This is a genomic window from Pseudomonas sp. D1-36 (assembly GCF_051132205.1).
Classification (GTDB): domain Bacteria; phylum Pseudomonadota; class Gammaproteobacteria; order Pseudomonadales; family Pseudomonadaceae; genus Aquipseudomonas.
The window spans coordinates 3256960-3272612 of record NZ_CP071674.1 but is presented as its reverse complement, the minus strand read 5'-3'; the positions used below and the strand labels follow the sequence as shown (position 1 = coordinate 3272612).

The following is a 15653-nucleotide window of genomic DNA, read 5'->3' as shown; positions in this document are numbered from 1 at the left end:
CGGCATGAGGTATCAAACATGAAACGAGTTCGACAGTGGCTGGCTGCCTGGGCCACCCTCGCTGTGTTGGTTTCACCCCTTCCGGCATCCGCTGCATCGACGCCGATCCACTTTGCCGACCTGAACTGGGAAAGCGGCAGCCTGATCACCGACATCCTGAGGGTCATTGTCGAAAAGGGCTACGGGTTGCCGACGGACACGTTGCCGGGCACCACCATTACCCTGGAAACCGCCCTGGCCAATAACGATATCCAAGTGATCGGCGAGGAGTGGGCAGGTCGCAGCCCGGTGTGGGTCAAGGCCGAGGCCGAGGGCAAGGTGGTCGCCCTGGGCGATACGGTCAAGGGCGCGACCGAAGGCTGGTGGGTGCCGGAATACGTCATCAAGGGCGACCCTGCCAAGGGCATCAAGCCCCTGGCGCCGGACTTGCGCAGCGTCGAGGACCTTGCGCGCTACAAGCACGTGTTCAAGGACCCGGAAAGCCCCAGCAAGGGACGCTTCCTCAACAGTCCCATCGGTTGGACTTCCGAGGTGGTCAACAAGCAAAAGCTCAAGGCCTACGGTCTTTCCGACAGCTATGTGAACTTTCGCAGCGGCTCAGGGGCCGCGCTCGATGCCGAGATCACTTCGTCGATTCGCCGTGGCAAGCCGATCCTGTTCTACTACTGGTCGCCCACGCCGCTGCTCGGGCGTTTCAAGCTGGTGCAGTTGCAAGAGCCGCCATTCGATGCCGAGGCCTGGAAAACCCTGACCGATGCCGACAACCCCAACCCCAGGCCGACGCGGTCCCTGGCTTCGAAGTTGTCCATTGGCGTGTCCGTACCGTTCCAGAAACAACACCCGGACATTGCCGAGTTCTTCAGCAAGGTCGACCTGCCGATCGACCCGCTGAACAAGGCCCTGGCCGATATGAGTGAGAAACGCACGCCCTCCCGCGAGGCCGCCGAAGCCTTCCTCAAGGCTCACCCCGAGGTTTGGCAAGCCTGGTTACCCAAGGAGGTCGCCGACAAGGTGACCGCGGGGCTGTAGCGCGTTAAGGCCAGTCAATTGAACAGTTGATCCTGGGCAAGTCGTCATTCACTGGAATCCGGCAACCTGCGCCCGTCCAGCGAAATGCCAGATTCCAGCTAGGATGATTGTTCAACCTTTTTCAGGAGGCTGGCGAATGACGCTTGTATTGGCTCGGTCGCTGGTCGCGGTGTTTGCGACCATCAGCTTGATTCATTTGTATTGGGCCCTGGGCGGGCAGTGGGCGGCGCTGGCGGTAGTGCCGCAGGTGCCGGTGAAGCAGGGCGGCACACTGCAACCGGCGTTCAACCCGTCGGGATGGCTGACGCTGTTGGTGGCGCTGGCGCTGCTGATGATTGCGGTGCTGGTGTGTCTGCGGGTCGGCCTGATCGCGCCTCCCGTGACCCATCGTGCCTTGCAATGGCTGATCAGTGCGATTGCCCTGTTGATGTTTGCCCGGGCCATTGGCGAGTCGAACCTGGTGGGCTTCTTCAAGGAGGTCAAGGGGTCGACGTTCGCCCGGCTCGATACCTGGGTCTACTCACCGTTGTGTGTCGTGCTGGGGGCAGGGTTGCTGACGGTGGCGTGGGCTTGAGCAATCCAGAGGCGAACGCCGTTGTGGCGAGGGGATAGATCCCCTCGCCACAACAAAGCCTGGCTCAAGCTTCCTTAGCCATCGCTCCCGGTCCTGGGGCTGCTTATTTCCGCCGGTACATCGTCCCCCGCCATGCGCTTGCGAAACAAAGCCGCCCGGGCCAGCAGCAGGGTCGTTACCGGCACCGTGATGGACAGCAGGATCGGTATCAGCCAGGCATGCAGCACCGGGCCCGACTTGAGCGCCGAGAAATAAATGATCGAGGCCAGCGCAACGCACCAGGCCCCCAGCGTCGAAGCCAGGGCAGGCGGGTGCATGCGCTGAAAATAATCCTTGAGCCGCACCAGGCCGATCGCCCCGGTCAGGGCGAAAAGACTGCCGAGCACCAGCAGGATCGCCACTGGGATCTCGACCCACATCGACAGTTCTCCCGTCATTCGATCACCTCGCCACGCAACAGGAACTTGGCCAGGGCAAACGAGCCGACAAAGCCGAACAGGGCGATCAACAGCGCCGCCTCGAAATACGTGTCGCTGGCATACCGAATGCCCAGCACCAGCATCATCAGCATCGCCACGATGTACAAGTAGTCGAGGGCCAAGACCCGGTCCTGTGCCGAGGGGCCTTTGAACAGGCGCACCAGGGTCAGCACCATGGTCAGCGAGAACAGGAACAGGCTCAGCAGGATCGCATTGGACAGCAGCGCGCTCATTCGAAAATCTCCATCAGCGGACGCTCGTAGGTGGCCTTGAAATGGTCGATAAACGCCCCTTCGTCCTCCAGATCGAAAATGTGTATCAACAGGATGCTGCGATCCAGCGCCAACTCCGACCAGACCGTCCCTGGAATCACCGTGGTGATCATCGAAAGCACCGCCAGCCCATTGGCGTCGTGCAGGTCCAGCGGCACCTTGATAAACCGCGAGCGAGGCGGGCGGCGCCCGGCGTTGAGTACGCGCCAGGCGACGGCCAGGTTGGACACCAGCACGTCCCATCCCACCAGCAAGAGCAGTCGCAGCATGACCCCGGGACGCCGGATGCGGATGGGTCGTGGCCGCAGCGGACGCATCATCAGTGGCGCGAGGAAACCCAGCGCGGCGCCCAGCAGCAGGTGGCCGGCACTCAGGGACAGGTTCAACAACAGCCAGAGCAACCCCAATGCCAGGGACAGCCACGGTGCGGGAAACAAATGCTTGATCATGGCTGCACCGCCTGCAATCGAGTGTTGCCTTCAGGGTTGGGGACGGCGCGGGTGGAAAAAACCGCCATCACATAATGTTCAGGCGTATTCAACCCATCGGCGGCGGATTGGGTGTAGCGCAGCAATGGCTCGGCCTTGAACGTCAAGACGATCCCCAGCCCCAGTAACGCGAGGATCGGCAGGCATTCGAACGGACGCAACAGCGGGGAGGGCCGTTCCTGCGGTGTCCAGAAGCGCTGGATGCCCAAGCGCGAAAAGGCGATCAACGAGGCGAGCCCGGACAGGATCAACAGCGCCAGCAGGCCCCAGGCGGCGGCCGATACGGGCACGTCGGCACTCGCCCCCAGGCCCTCGGGGTTGAGCAGCGCGCTGAGCAGCCCCAGCTTGCCGATAAACCCCGACAAGGGAGGCATGCCGACAATCAACAGTGCACAGGCGATGAAACTCAGACCGAGAAAGGCCATGGTCCAGGGGATCACTTGCCCGACCACGGCTTTCTGTTCGTCATCGAGGTTGATGCCCTTGGGCGGCTGCAGCGATTCCAGGGGGCGCGGCAGGGTGTCGAGGTCATCTTCCAGCGGCAGGTCATTGGCGGAGCGTGAGCGCTCGATCAGTTCGGCCAGCAAGAACAGCGCGCACAGCGCCAGGGTCGAGCTCACCAGGTAAAACAGCGCGGCGCCTATCAGGTTGGGCTGTGCGAAGCCGATGGCTGACAACAGGATGCCGGCCGAGACCAGGATACTCAGGCTGGCCATGCGTTCCAGGCGCTGGGCCGCGAGGATGGCGATGGCCGCGCAGGCGATGGTCGCCATGCCGCCGTAGACCAGCCAGTCGCCGCCAAAATACGCCGACGCGCCGGCTTGCCCCGAGAACAGCAGGGTCCACAACCGCAACACGGTGTAGACGCCCACCTTGGTCATGATCGCGAACAAGGCCGCCACCGGGGCGCTGGCCGCGCTGTAGGCCGGCACCAGCCAGAAATTCAGCGGCCACATGCCAGCCTTCGCCAGGAACGCCACTGCCAGGATCGCGGCACCGGCGTGCAGCAGGCCGCGGTCCGCTTCTGGCACCAAGGGCACTTTCAAGGCCAGGTCGGCCATGTTCAAGGTGCCGGTGACGCCATAGATCAACGCCGCGCCAATCAGGAACAACGACGACGCCAGCAAGTTGATGGCGATGTAATGCAGCCCCGACGAGACGCGGGCCCGCCCTGATCCGTGGAGCATCAAGCCGTAGGACGCGGCCAGCAATACTTCGAAAAACACAAACAGATTGAACAGGTCCGCCGTCAGGAAAGCGCCGTAAAGGCCCATCAGCTGAATCTGGAACAGCGCATGGAAACTGGCGCCGGCCCGATCCCACCGCGCCATCGCGAACAGCAGGGCGCAGACGCCGATGATGCCCGTCAGCACGAGCATCAGCGCCGACAGGCGATCGACCACCAACACGATTCCGAACGGCGCTTGCCAGTTGCCCGGCAGGTACACGCCAAAGGACGCGGGCAATGCCTGGTCCTGGGTCCAGTCCAACAGCAGCACGGCGATGCCCAGGCCCAGCAGGCTGGAAAACAGATTGATCCGCGCTTTGAGCGGGCGATGTTTCTCGCCCAGCATCAGCATCAACGCGGCGGTCAGCAGCGGTAGCAGGATGGGCGCGGCGATCAAGTGAGGCGTCAGCATCATTCCTTGGGCTCCCGGCCGTCCACATGGTCGGTGCCGGTCAGCCCGCGGGACGCGAGCAAGACGACGAGAAACAGCGCGGTCATGGCGAAGCTGATCACAATGGCGGTCAACACCAGGGCCTGGGGCAGCGGATCGGTGTAGTTCAGCAGGTCCTGGGGCACGCCGTCCTTGATGATCGGTTCCTTGCCGATGAACAGGCTGCCCATGCTGAAGATGAACAGGTTGACGCCATAGGACAGCAGGCAAAGCCCCATGACCACCTGAAAGGTCCGGGGCCGCAGCACCAGCCAGACGCCGGAGGCGGCCAATACGCCGATTGCGATTGCGATGACTTCTTCCATCAGGCGTTGGCTCCTTTGAGGGGGGCGACGGGTTTGGCGTGCAGCCCCGGTTTATGGGCCCGCACCGACTGGTGAGCCAGGGCGGTAAGGATCAATAGCGTGGAGCCGACCACCACGGCGTAGACGCCGATGTCGAAGAACAGCGCACTCGCCAGATGGAGGTCACCCAGCAGCGGCAACTCGAAATGCCAGGTGTGAGTGGTCAGGAACGGATAACCCACCGCCATCGCCCCCAACCCCGTCGCGGTGGCGAACAACAGCCCCGTGCCCATCCAGCGCAGCGGTCGCAGGCTCATTTGTGCTTCGACCCACTGGGTGCCGGCGACCATGTACTGCAGGATGAACGCCACCGACATCACCAGGCCGGCGACGAAACCGCCACCCGGTTGGTTGTGGCCGCGCATGAACAGGTAGAACGACACCACCAGGGCAATCGGCAACAGCAGGCGCACCAGCACCGACGGCACCATCATGAAGCCCAGCGCGGTGTCGCTGGCGTGACGCGGGTTGACCAGGTCGGTCACCACGTCCGGCGCCAGCAGGCGCTGTTGCGCCGGGAGCTGCATGCTTTCCTTGGGTGGCCGGAAGCGCCGCAGCAGGGCGAATACCGCCAGCGCTACCGCCACCAGCACGGTGATTTCGCCCAGGGTGTCGAAGCCGCGGAAGTCCACCAGCATCACGTTTACCACATTGCTGCCGCCACCTTCGGGCAAGGCCCGGCTCAGGTAAAACGACGAAATGTCGTTGGGTGTCTGGCGCGTGAGCATCGCATAGGACAGCAACGCCATGCCGCCGCCCACTGCGATGGACAGCAGCAAGTCCCGCAGACGACGGATGCGCGCGCGGCGTTCGCTGTTGGGCAGCGGCGACACCTCTTCGATCCGCCGTGGCAACCAGCGCAGGCCCAGCAGGATCAGCACCGTGGTGACCACCTCCACGACCAGTTGAGTCAAGGCCAGGTCCGGGGCCGAGAACCAGACAAAAGTCACGCACGTCATCAGGCCGCAGACACTGACCATCGTCAGCGCCGCGAGGCGGTGATATTTGGCCTGCCAGGCAGCGCCCAACGCGCAAGCGATGGCCAGCACCCACAGCGTGACGAACACCACGGAGCCGGGAATCCTGGGGCGGTCGCCCCAGGCCAGCGTGCTGCTGAGCATCGGAATCAGCCCGGCCATTACGGCCGCCAGTACCAGCAGGAACAACTGAGCCTGCAAGCGCCGGGTACTGATCTTGCGCTCCAACCGCCGGCCCTGGCGCATCATCAGCACCAGGCTGCGCTCGAACAAACGCTTGCCGCTGAGACGCCCCATCAGCGGTGGCTGCTTGATATGGCCCTGCTTGAATTGCTTGCGCAGCAGCAGGTACAGGACGATCCCACCCGACATCGCCACCAGGCTCATGATCATGGGCGCGTTCAGGCCATGCCAGATCGCCAGGCTGTACTGGGGCAGCGGACCGCCCACCACCGGCAGCGCCGCCGCCGCCAGCAACGAACCAACCACCTGTGCCGGAAAGATGCCCACCAACAGGCAGGTAAACACCAGAAGCTCAACCGGCGCGCGCATCCAGCGCGGCGGTTCATGGGGCGTGTGGGGCAGGTCGGTGGCAGTGGGGCCGAAGAACACGTCGACGGTAAAACGCAGGGAATAGGCGACGCTGAACGTGCCGGCGATGGTGGCGACGATCGGCAGCGCCAGCTCGACCCAGGCCGTGGCGGAAATGAACACGGTCTCGGCGAAGAACATTTCCTTGGACAGGAAGCCGTTGAGCAACGGCACCCCGGCCATCGCCGCGCTGGCAACCATCGCCAGGGTGGCGGTGTACGGAATCAGCCGCACCAGGCCGCTGAGCTTGCGGATGTCCCGGGTGCCACTTTCGTGGTCGATGATGCCGGCGGCCATGAACAGCGAGGCCTTGAACGTGGCGTGGTTGAGGATATGAAACACGGCCGCGACCGCCGCCAGCGGGCTGTTGAGGCCAAGCAGAAGCGTAATCAGCCCCAGATGGCTGATGGTCGAATAGGCAAGGAGACCCTTGAGGTCGTTCTGGAACATCGCGCAATAAGCGCCCAGCATCAATGTGAACGCCCCGGCGCCGCCGACGATATAGAACCACTGTTCACTGCCCGACAGCGAGGGCCACAACCGTGCCAGCAGGAAAACACCGGCTTTGACCATGGTCGCCGAGTGCAGGTACGCCGACACCGGCGTGGGCGCGGCCATGGCGTGGGGCAGCCAGAAATGGAAAGGAAACTGGGCGCTCTTGCTCAAGGCGCCGATCAGGATCAGCGGCAACAGGACTGGATAGAGGGCGTGCTGGCGAATCATGTCGCCGGCGGCCAGGACCTTGTCCAAATCATAACTGCCCACCACATGGCCAAGCAGCATCACCCCGGCCAACAGGCACAGCCCGCCGGCGCCGGTCACCATCAACGCCATATAGGCGCCGCGCCGCGCGTCGGCGCGGTGATGCCAGTAACCGATCAGCAGGAATGAGAACAGGCTGGTCAATTCCCAGAAGAACACCATCTGGATCAGGTTGCCGGAAATCACCAGCCCGAGCATCGCGCCCATGAAAGCCAGGAAAAACGCAAAGAACCGCGGCACCGGATCGTCCGGCGACATGTAGTAGCGGGCATACAACGACACCAGCGTGCCGATGCCCAGCACCAGCAACGAAAACAGCCAGGCGAAGCCGTCCAGGCGCAGGACGAAATTCAGGCCCAGGCTGGGCAGCCAGGCATATTGCTCTTGGATAACCCCGCCGTCGGCGATCTGCGGGTACCACAAAGCCACCTGAACGGTGCCCACCAAGGCCACAAGACCTGCCAGCAATGATTCGGCATTGCGCGCGTTATGCGGCAGCAACGCCGCGACACAGCTGCCGACGAAGGGCAAAAGCAATAGAACTATCAGCGACATAGGCTTCTATTCGGCAAAGGTTGTTCGGGATCATACGTGGCGTATTCCCGATCACCAACCGCAAGGGTGTCGCAGAATCCTACAAGGAGGGGGAAGTTTTCCTGTTTGGAGTCGTTTTGCGAGCGCCGGGTCGTCGGGATCGACCATGGGTATCAAGGCACTCGTACCACACGAACCCTGCTCGGGTGCGGTAAGTATGTACCGCACCCGAGCAGGGCTTCATCGCCATCCTGCGCCATACAGAAAAGGAGATGTCGTTCGGCGCCTTCGACCAGGCGCTATGGCGGACCCTCTCTGAACATCCGGCTCTGTGGGCAAACACAGACGAACTCAACCGCAAACGCATCGAACGCGGCTTTGCGCCCTATGCGCCAAAAAGCACATGGGTGGGAGAGCGTCGAGAATTCGAGCTGCGTTATCGGGAGCGTGCGGAGCTGGGTGAGAATCCATTCAACCTCGACCGGATCAGCATCACCACACCAAACAGCCTGCTCGGCAGGCCGGGCATCGTCCCGGCGGTCATCCCCTGGCCGGCGCCTCCCATCGGCCACGGTACCCGAACGCCTTTGGTTCCGCCGGGCATCGAACAACTTGGCCCGACCACGCTGCCCGTCACGCCACCGTTTTCGCAGATTTATCCGGGCAAGCCTGTCATCCCCGTCCTACCGGAAAACGAGACGCTTCCGGCTGTTGATCCAGTGCAGACCGGTGCGAGTATTCCTGGGTATCCGGGGGATATGGATCTGCCCTCGCCGGATGCGCTGTTTTATGACCGGCGAGATGATCCCGGGATGGCCCTCGGCTTTGGGCAGTCAGTTTCAGGCATTTGGTTGGGGGAGGCGGCGAGAACGACTGGGGCGGCGATTCCTGATCGGATTGCGGATCAGTTGAGGGGCAGAGAGTTTGCGAACTTTCATCGGTTCAGGGAGGCGTTTTGGAGGGCGGTGGCGGCGGATCGTGATTTAAGTAAGCAGTTTAATGGCTCAAATCTGCGAGAGATGACCAAGGGAGCGCCGCCGTTCGCTAGTCGATTGGATCAGGTTGGCGGGAGAAGGAAGTATGAAATCCATCATAAGCACGAAGTTGCGAAAGGCGGCGCAGTTTATGACTTGGAAAATCTGCTAGTTATGACTGCAAGGCGGCATATTGATTTTCACAAAGGAGAGAAGCCATGAGCGTGCTCAAAGAACGGCTGGAAGATTATACGGAGGCTGAATTTCTGACATTTCTTCGAAAATTTTTTGATTACTCCGTTGCTTTGGAGGGGGATGCGTTGAGCCAATATACCGATAGGTTGGTGGACCATTTTGAACTGATTACTGAGCACCCTGATGGCTCAGATGTTCTCTTCTACCCAAAGGAAGGCCAAGAAGACAGCCCCGCTGGAATCCTGAAAGAAGTCAAGGAATGGCGAGCCCGCAATAACAGACCAGGTTTCAAACCCGAATAAATCATCGTTTCGTACGCATCAGCTCGACCCGTCGCGAGCAGGTGCGTCATCCACGTCGCACGCTTGAGCAAGGAAAAACCAAAGATGGAACTTAAACCCAAACTCCAGGATTACACCGAGTCCGAATTTCAAACTCTTGTCGACAAGATCTGGAATGTGGAGGCCTGCAGGGACAAGAAAGAGCATGACAGACTGATCAAACACTTCGATCTGATAGTTGGTCATCCTGATGGTGCGGATCTGTTGTTTTACCCGGAGGATACCTCCAACTTTCATTCCCCAGGCGCAGTCACCTTCCAGCTCAAGCATTGGTATCACCAGAGGAGACTCATTCCTTTCAGGGACGGTGTGCTTCCAGCACCGTTCACGCCGGTCGACGGGTCGAGCCTTATTGGACACAACACGGCGAGAGCCAGGCACGAACTTGCGAACGCTCAGCGAGTGGCTGGGGACATCGCCTCTGCGGAGCAAACGGTCGATGCAGCATTCTCTCTGCTTGAAAGCGCTATCCAGCATCTGCCAATCCAACAGCATTCGAACGCGACGCTGGAGGCACTGGAAAAAGGTATCCGTCGGGTTGAACATGCACAGCACGAGGTGCTGATGGCGGTTCGTGCATTCGAAGGTAAAAAAATGCGTGTCGAGTTCGACAAAGCCGCGGCACAGCGAAATCTTACCTACAGCCAGGCGGAGAGGCCCCTCTGGCAAGCCGTTTTGCAGCAGGCCACTGCCAATCAGGCTGGTTATCTGGCGCGTCTGCCCTCCAACACCCAGCGTCATGCCGAACTCCACACCAACGCCGAAGCCTTAGTTGATCATGCCTGGCAGCAACTGGTGCGCCTACGGACTCCCGACCGATACCCAAGCGAGTTTCGCCTGTCTGTCGTCGCTAACCTGGAACGACCGGATCTTTTGATCAGCGACGCACAGCCGTTGATGTCGGTACAACGAGTGGGCTTGCATAAGACCCTGCGTTCCGCAGTCGCCGAATTCAATTGGTCATTGACCGACGGTGCGCAGGAACATCTTGGACAGTACGCCGGCGTGCTGCACTTCAGGTTCGCCAGCCGCGCCAAGGCCGTGCGTTTTGGCCTCTGCGTTGCGCTGAATGAGCTTTCTCTGATCGATCCTGATTGGCAACTATTGGCCGCCCAGCAAGGCGAAGTAGAACTGCCGCTGCGAATGAGCACCTCGACAGTTCCCGTGAAGGCCGGCAGCCTGTCGTATGGATTAAAAGAAATACGCGAACTCTTCGAAGTCTTTATCACTCCCTGCGCCGGGGTTTTGCCAGCGAAGGTTCGTGTCAGGCTCGCCGTCTGGCAGGAAGGCGAGAGGGCCTATCGGTTCACGAGCGATGGCCCGCAGCCCTCCGTTATGGAGTGGGCAGTACCCCATGGCCTGGAAGCGCCGGTGGCGCCAAAACCGGATCGGCTCGATTCCGTTGGTTTCGTCCGGTCATCGCCAGTGCCCGAATTGGCCACGTTCGAATCTATCGAAGAGGTGCGATTCGATGATTATGTGGTGGTGTTTCCGCGGGAGTCAGGGCTTGAGCCGGTCTATGTGCTATTCAATGACCGTCGGGATTGTCCAGGTGTCGTCAGTGGAGAAGGGCACGCGGAGGCTGACGATTGGCGAACGCAAGCCTTGAGCAGCCAGGGAGCGTCGGTCCCTGCGTCAGTCGCCGATTCATTGCGCGGGCAAGTTTTCGAGCGTTTCGATCTGTTCAAACGTGCATTCTGGAGGGCCGTTGCGGCCGTACCGACCTTGAATGCACAATTCAATCTCGAAAATAGGGTGTTACTGCTCAACGGTTCAGCGCCCCGCAGCGAGCAGCCCGACGATCATCGTTCGCTGCGCATTCTGCACCGCGTCGACATCACGCAGGGCGGTGGGGTCTACGATCTCGATAATCTGATTATTCGCTACTGAAACCCGAGGGCTGACGCATGGACGGTCAGCCCTCGCGCTCAAGCGCTTCATCCGCCCCTACGACACCTTTGTTCCGCGTTTTCAACTCGCTGACGATCACCGCCGCCACGATCAAGCCCGCCCCGAGCAACGCAATCGCCGGCAACCGCTCACCCGCCAGGCGCCCGGCGATGCCGGCCCATACCGGTTCGCCGGCATAGATAAGCGTGGCGCGGGTCGGCGAGACGCTTTTCTGGGCCCAGTTCATCGCCACCTGGATCGCTGCGCTGGCGGCGCCCAGGCCCACCGCGCTGATCAGCAACAGCCAGGAAAAGCCTGGGATGACCTCTTGCGTCGGCACCACCATGAGGAATGCCAGCACCGCCGTGCTTGCCAGTTGCACCACGGTTACCCGCCGTACATCGACCTGGCCCGCATAGGCACTGATTAGAATGATCTCCGCCGCAATCGCGATGGCGCTGATCAGCGTGGCGATTTCACCGGGGCTGAAGTTCAGCGAGGCCCCAGCCGGCCCGGACACCAGCATGAGCCCAGTGAACGCCAACATGATGCCTATGCTTGGCATCAACCCCGGCCGCCGGCCCAGCACGAGCCATTGCAACAGCGGCACGAAAGGCACATACAGGGCGGTGATAAAGGCCGATTGGCTGCTGGGAATGGTTTGCAGGCCTACGGTTTGCAGGCCGTAGCCGAGCATGATCGCCACGCCGATGAAGGCCCCGGCCTTGAGCTCGAACAGGGTCAGGTCACGCAAGTGGCGCCACGAGAACAGCGCGACAAAAGCCGCCGCGGCGGCAAAGCGCAGGCCCACGAAGAACATCGGTCCGCTGACCGTCATGGCGTGTTGCACCAGCAGGAACGTGCCGCCCCAGATCATGGTGATCAGTACGAGCACGCATTCGGCCTTGCTGAACCTGGGCAGATGGGAGGAAGTTTGCGGGGAGTTCACCGATGCCATGACCTTGCGCACTACTTGAGGCGGACGCACAATGCGCCCGAAGTTGGGCAGTATAATGCGCAACCCCGGCAGATGAGCAATATAGTGCACAAAGAAAATGGCCAGCGGGCGTCCGTCCTGCAACACGTCAGCCAGAACGTCCGCCGCCTGCGGCATGCCGCGCAGCTCAGCCAGACGGCGCTGGCCGAATTGTCCGGTGTTAGCCGGCGGATGCTGGTTGCCATCGAAGCGGGCGAAAAGAATGTCAGCCTGACCACCCTGGACCGCGTTGCCGAAGCCTTGGACGTGGCTTTCAGCGACCTCATCCAGGCGCCTGACGCCCGCGATCCGAGCCGGATCAATGAGCTGGCCTGGGCCGGTGTGATTCCCGGCAGCAAAGCCATCTTATTGGCCAAGGCCACCGCCAACCGAGAGGTGGAGCTTTGGGAATGGCGCCTGGAACCAGGCGAGCATTACCATTCAGAACCCGACGCGGACGGTTGGAGCGAACAGCTCTACGTATTCGAGGGCTGCCTGACATTGTTGTTGGGCAGCGAAGAACGTCGAGTCGGGGCCGGCGAGTTTTTCATGTTTGCCAGCAACCAGCCCCATGCTTATCGCAACGATGGTCCGGTGGCGGTGAGATTCGTCCGCAACGTGGTGATTTGACTCCTGGAGAGCGGTATGGACACAGCGCTGGAGCAATCTGTGATCGGCACCGCCCGCCAGGCCGATATCCTGATTATCGGCGGCGGCCTGAGCGGAACCCTGTTGGCGGCGCAACTGCTGCGGCTGCCGGGCCGGCGCGAGGTATTGATTGTCGAGCCGCGCAGCGAGTTGGGCCGGGGCGAGGCCTACAGCGCCGTGGAACTGGGCCACACCCTCAATGGCAATGCGGCACGCATGAGCGTCGACCCGGACAATGCCGATGATCTCACGCAATGGCTCGCTGCGTTCATCGTGGCCGGTGGTTGGCCTGAGTCCGATCAGCAACATGTGCCGGTCAGCGAGTTGTTTCCTCCGCGGGGGATGTTCGGCCTGTATGTGCAACAGCGTCTGGCCGAGGCTCGTGCGTTGGGCGCGCGCCATGGATCGGTGGCGGAGCATGTGCGCGGGGAGGCCGTCGATTTGCGGGTCATCGATGATGCCGTGCAAGTGACGCTCGGCGATGGCCAAGTATTGCAAGGACGCTTTGCCGTGCTCGCCACCGGCATGTTCCCCGCGGCACGAACCCTGCAGACCGAGTCGAGCGGCTTGAACGCCGCGGCGCTTGATCCGTGGGACGTGGCTGCGATGCGCCAGCTTGATCCGCTAGCGACGGTCATGATCATCGGTTCGGGATTGACCATGGTCGATGCCGTGGTATCGCTGGAACAGGCCGGGCATCGCGGACCTATCGAAGTATTTTCCCGTCACGGTTTGTTGCCCCATGTACGTCGGCAGCCACCGGCCTGGGTGGACTTTCTCGCCGATGATCACAGCCTGCGTTCGCCACGCCAGTTGATGCGCGCCTCGCGTGGGCAATGCCGCTTGGCCCAAGCCCAGGGCATCGATTGGCAGGCCCCGCTGGACACGGTCCGTGCCCATATCGGGCGTTTGTGGAGTCAGGCCAGCGATGTGCAGCGCCGACAGTTCGTGCGGCATGTGCGACCTTGGTGGGAAAGCCATCACCATCGCTCGCCTCCGTTGAGCGCGGAACTGGTGGCGCGTCTGCACGGGGAGGGACGGTTGCGGATCCAGGCGGCGTCGTACAAGGGGCTTGTGTCGTCTGGCGAAGGATCGGTGGCGATCAATATTCGCCGAAGGGGCGAGGCTGGACTGGAAGTGGTGGAGGGCGCCGCGTTGATCAACTCCAGCGGCATTGAATATGACTGGCGCCGTGTTGCCCGGCCGTTGCCGCAGCAGTTGTTGGCCCGAGAGTTGGTCCAGCCCGGTCCGTTGGCGCTGGGTATTGCAGCGCGTGCCGACGGCGCAGTGCTGGACGCCCAAGGCGAGCCGGCCAGCCGCCTGTTCGCGATGGGCCCTCCATTGCGAGGGATGTGGTGGGAAAGCACGGCCGTCACCGACGTGGCGAGCCAGGCCAAGGCACTGGCGGGGCGGTTAGCTGAACTCCAAGCCCAGCGTTGAATCCTGTGGCGAGGGAGCTTGCTCCCGCTGGGCTACGAAGTAGCCTTAAAACCATTCACCTCGGTGTGTCAGGTCAACTACCTCCGACTTCTTTGGGGTTGCTGCGCAACCCAGCGGGAGCAAGCTCCCTCGCCACAGAAGCGTGTTTCATTGCTACCGCACTTGCACCCAACGCTCCTCACTCGCCGCCACGCGAATCGCCGCCGCCAGCCGCTCCACTTCCCAGGCTTCCTCGAAATTCGTTCCGTTGGCGCCTTCGCCGGCTAAGGCCATGATCAACTCCTGCACCTCCAACGTCTTCAGTTCGTTGTAGCCCAACTGGTGCCCGGCGGCAGGGCTGAACGCGGCATAGCCGGGTAGATCCGGGCCGGCCAGCAGACGCTGGAAACCCGCCTGGCCGGCGCGGCACACCCGCAGCTCGTTCAGCCTTTCCTGGTCGAACGCCAGCGTGCCGAGTGTGCCGCTGATTTCGAAGCTCAGGTGATTCTTGCAGCCGTGCTTGAGCCAACTGCTGCTCACCGTGCCCCGGGCGCCGCTGGCAAAGCGCAGCAGTGCATTGACCTGATCATCCACCGCGATCGCGCGTTGTTCGGTGCTGCCAACGTTGGCAGGACGCTGTTTGTGCACGGTTTGGCTGTCGGCACACACAGCCTCTACCTCGCCCAACAAATGCCGCGCCATCGCCAGGAGATGGCTGCCCAGGTCCGCCAGCGCGCCACCGGCGTGCGCGGCCTCGCAGCGCCACGACCAGGGTGAGGCCGGGTCGGCCATGAAATCTTCGCTGAATTCGCCCTGGAAACTGATGATCTGTCCAAGCTCTCCGCGCTGGATCATCCCCCCCGCCAGTTGGATGATCGGGTTGTGCTGGTAGTTGTAGCCGACCCGCGTCACCACGCCAGCCGCCTTGGCTGCCTGGCGCATCTGCTCGGCCTGTTCCAGGGATACCGCCAACGGCTTTTCACAATAGACCGGCTTGCCCGCCGCCAACGCGGCCATGGCCATCGGAAAGTGCAAATGATTGGGCGTGGTGATGGCGATCAAATGAACCTTCGGGTCGTCGATCAGCCGTTGCCAGTCACTGTGAGCCGTCTCGAACCCCCAGCTCTGGGCGCATTGCCGGGCACGTTGCGGATCGGCGTCGGCCAGGGCCGCCAGTTTCAGGTTCAAGGGGAGGTCGAACACCGCCTTGGCATTGTGGAACGCCAAGGCATGGGCACGGCCCATGAAGCCGGTGCCAATCAGACCGATGCCGAGTTCACGCATGAGAAGAGCCCTTTGAATTTTTATTTTCAGGAGGGCTCTTTATGGAATAAATATTCGCTAATTGCAAATGTTGGAATAAATATTCATTCTGTTGCCGCTCAGCGTCCCTTGTGGGAGCGAGCTTGCTCGCGATTGCGGTGGATCAGCCGGTACTGTTGTGCCTGATGCAACGCTATCGCGAGCAAGCTCGCTCCCAC

The 15653-nt window shown here is 61.8% G+C and carries 15 protein-coding genes; 7 read left to right on the top strand and 8 right to left on the bottom strand.

Going from position 1 to position 15653, the window contains the following annotated elements:
• Positions 1-18 precede the first annotated feature (18 nt).
• Together J3P76_RS14435 and J3P76_RS14430 are read left to right on the top strand one after the other, a co-directional pair.
• Positions 19-1029 carry an ABC transporter substrate-binding protein gene (locus J3P76_RS14435; RefSeq protein ID WP_420766593.1) on the top strand — a complete coding sequence of 337 codons (1011 nt, stop codon included), beginning with the start codon at positions 19-21 and terminating at the stop codon, positions 1027-1029.
• A gap of 136 nt (positions 1030-1165) precedes the next feature.
• Positions 1166-1603 (top strand): DUF3995 domain-containing protein, encoded by a 438-nt coding sequence (locus J3P76_RS14430; RefSeq protein WP_420766592.1) that lies wholly within the window; start codon positions 1166-1168, stop codon positions 1601-1603.
• A gap of 74 nt (positions 1604-1677) precedes the next feature.
• Here J3P76_RS14430 and J3P76_RS14425 read toward each other — a convergent pair whose 3' ends face one another.
• From J3P76_RS14425 to J3P76_RS14400, 6 genes are read right to left on the bottom strand one after another with little or no spacing between them, the layout of a single operon-like run.
• The gene (locus J3P76_RS14425; protein WP_420766591.1) at positions 1678-2040 is read right to left on the bottom strand and encodes a Na+/H+ antiporter subunit G; all 363 of its coding nucleotides are present in this window, start codon (positions 2038-2040) and stop codon (positions 1678-1680) included.
• Positions 2037-2315, bottom strand: coding sequence for a K+/H+ antiporter subunit F (locus J3P76_RS14420; protein ID WP_420766590.1), 279 nt, complete (start codon positions 2313-2315; stop codon positions 2037-2039). Before J3P76_RS14420 ends, J3P76_RS14425 begins: the two co-directional genes overlap by 4 nt.
• Positions 2312-2800, bottom strand: coding sequence for a Na+/H+ antiporter subunit E (locus tag J3P76_RS14415; protein ID WP_420766635.1), 489 nt, complete (start codon positions 2798-2800; stop codon positions 2312-2314). Before J3P76_RS14415 ends, J3P76_RS14420 begins: the two co-directional genes overlap by 4 nt.
• The gene (locus J3P76_RS14410) at positions 2800-4485 is read right to left on the bottom strand and encodes a monovalent cation/H+ antiporter subunit D (protein WP_434650816.1); all 1686 of its coding nucleotides are present in this window, start codon (positions 4483-4485) and stop codon (positions 2800-2802) included. The genes J3P76_RS14415 and J3P76_RS14410 overlap by 1 nt, the downstream gene beginning before the upstream one ends.
• Positions 4482-4826 carry a Na+/H+ antiporter subunit C gene (locus tag J3P76_RS14405; RefSeq protein WP_005789164.1) on the bottom strand — a complete coding sequence of 115 codons (345 nt, stop codon included), beginning with the start codon at positions 4824-4826 and terminating at the stop codon, positions 4482-4484. The genes J3P76_RS14410 and J3P76_RS14405 overlap by 4 nt, the downstream gene beginning before the upstream one ends.
• Complete coding sequence (locus tag J3P76_RS14400) at positions 4826-7750, bottom strand: monovalent cation/H+ antiporter subunit A (RefSeq protein WP_434674971.1); 2925 nt, start codon at positions 7748-7750, stop codon at positions 4826-4828. Before J3P76_RS14400 ends, J3P76_RS14405 begins: the two co-directional genes overlap by 1 nt.
• Before the next feature lie 251 nt (positions 7751-8001).
• Here J3P76_RS14400 and J3P76_RS14395 point away from each other — a divergent pair, with 251 nt between their 5' ends.
• From J3P76_RS14395 to J3P76_RS14385, 3 genes are all read left to right on the top strand, one after another.
• Positions 8002-8925, top strand: coding sequence for an HNH endonuclease signature motif containing protein (locus tag J3P76_RS14395; protein WP_434700871.1), 924 nt, complete (start codon positions 8002-8004; stop codon positions 8923-8925).
• Entirely contained in the window at positions 8922-9200 is a 279-nt protein-coding gene (locus J3P76_RS14390) for a bacteriocin immunity protein (protein WP_434611066.1), read from the top strand. The genes J3P76_RS14395 and J3P76_RS14390 overlap by 4 nt, the downstream gene beginning before the upstream one ends.
• Before the next feature lie 84 nt (positions 9201-9284).
• Positions 9285-11129 (top strand): bacteriocin immunity protein, encoded by a 1845-nt coding sequence (locus J3P76_RS14385; protein ID WP_434700870.1) that lies wholly within the window; start codon positions 9285-9287, stop codon positions 11127-11129.
• A 25-nt stretch (positions 11130-11154) separates the two neighbouring features.
• Here the strand turns inward: J3P76_RS14385 and J3P76_RS14380 are convergent, their stop codons facing one another.
• A complete protein-coding gene (locus tag J3P76_RS14380; protein ID WP_434611558.1) occupies positions 11155-12177 on the bottom strand; it encodes a DMT family transporter in 1023 nt (340 codons plus the stop codon).
• Here J3P76_RS14380 and J3P76_RS14375 point away from each other — a divergent pair.
• Complete coding sequence (locus J3P76_RS14375) at positions 12172-12735, top strand: helix-turn-helix domain-containing protein (RefSeq protein WP_420766583.1); 564 nt, start codon at positions 12172-12174, stop codon at positions 12733-12735. The two genes, J3P76_RS14380 and J3P76_RS14375, sit on opposite strands and share 6 nt — an antisense overlap.
• Before the next feature lie 15 nt (positions 12736-12750).
• Positions 12751-14193: an FAD/NAD(P)-binding protein gene (locus J3P76_RS14370; RefSeq protein WP_434700869.1), complete on the top strand. Its 1443-nt coding sequence runs from the start codon at positions 12751-12753 to the stop codon at positions 14191-14193.
• Between the two features lie 153 nt (positions 14194-14346).
• Here J3P76_RS14370 and J3P76_RS14365 read toward each other — a convergent pair whose 3' ends face one another.
• A complete protein-coding gene (locus J3P76_RS14365; protein WP_434700868.1) occupies positions 14347-15456 on the bottom strand; it encodes a Gfo/Idh/MocA family protein in 1110 nt (369 codons plus the stop codon).
• Positions 15457-15653 lie beyond the last annotated feature (197 nt).

Excerpts from the sequence above, each read along its gene's own strand:
- J3P76_RS14420 (WP_420766590.1), bottom strand. The coding sequence starts at position 2,315 with ATGAGCGCGCTGCTGTCCAATGCGATCCTGCTGAGCCTGTTCCTGTTC.
- J3P76_RS14410 (WP_434650816.1), bottom strand. The coding sequence starts at position 4,485 with ATGATGCTGACGCCTCACTTGATCGCCGCGCCCATCCTGCTACCGCTG.
- J3P76_RS14370 (WP_434700869.1), top strand. The coding sequence starts at position 12,751 with ATGGACACAGCGCTGGAGCAATCTGTGATCGGCACCGCCCGCCAGGCC.
- J3P76_RS14405 (WP_005789164.1), bottom strand. The coding sequence starts at position 4,826 with ATGGAAGAAGTCATCGCAATCGCAATCGGCGTATTGGCCGCCTCCGGC.
- J3P76_RS14400 (WP_434674971.1), bottom strand. The coding sequence starts at position 7,750 with ATGTCGCTGATAGTTCTATTGCTTTTGCCCTTCGTCGGCAGCTGTGTC.
- J3P76_RS14365 (WP_434700868.1), bottom strand. The coding sequence starts at position 15,456 with ATGCGTGAACTCGGCATCGGTCTGATTGGCACCGGCTTCATGGGCCGT.
- J3P76_RS14435 (WP_420766593.1), top strand. The coding sequence starts at position 19 with ATGAAACGAGTTCGACAGTGGCTGGCTGCCTGGGCCACCCTCGCTGTG.
- J3P76_RS14425 (WP_420766591.1), bottom strand. The coding sequence starts at position 2,040 with ATGACGGGAGAACTGTCGATGTGGGTCGAGATCCCAGTGGCGATCCTG.
- J3P76_RS14395 (WP_434700871.1), top strand. The coding sequence starts at position 8,002 with ATGTCGTTCGGCGCCTTCGACCAGGCGCTATGGCGGACCCTCTCTGAA.
- J3P76_RS14385 (WP_434700870.1), top strand. The coding sequence starts at position 9,285 with ATGGAACTTAAACCCAAACTCCAGGATTACACCGAGTCCGAATTTCAA.
- J3P76_RS14390 (WP_434611066.1), top strand. The coding sequence starts at position 8,922 with ATGAGCGTGCTCAAAGAACGGCTGGAAGATTATACGGAGGCTGAATTT.
- J3P76_RS14430 (WP_420766592.1), top strand. The coding sequence starts at position 1,166 with ATGACGCTTGTATTGGCTCGGTCGCTGGTCGCGGTGTTTGCGACCATC.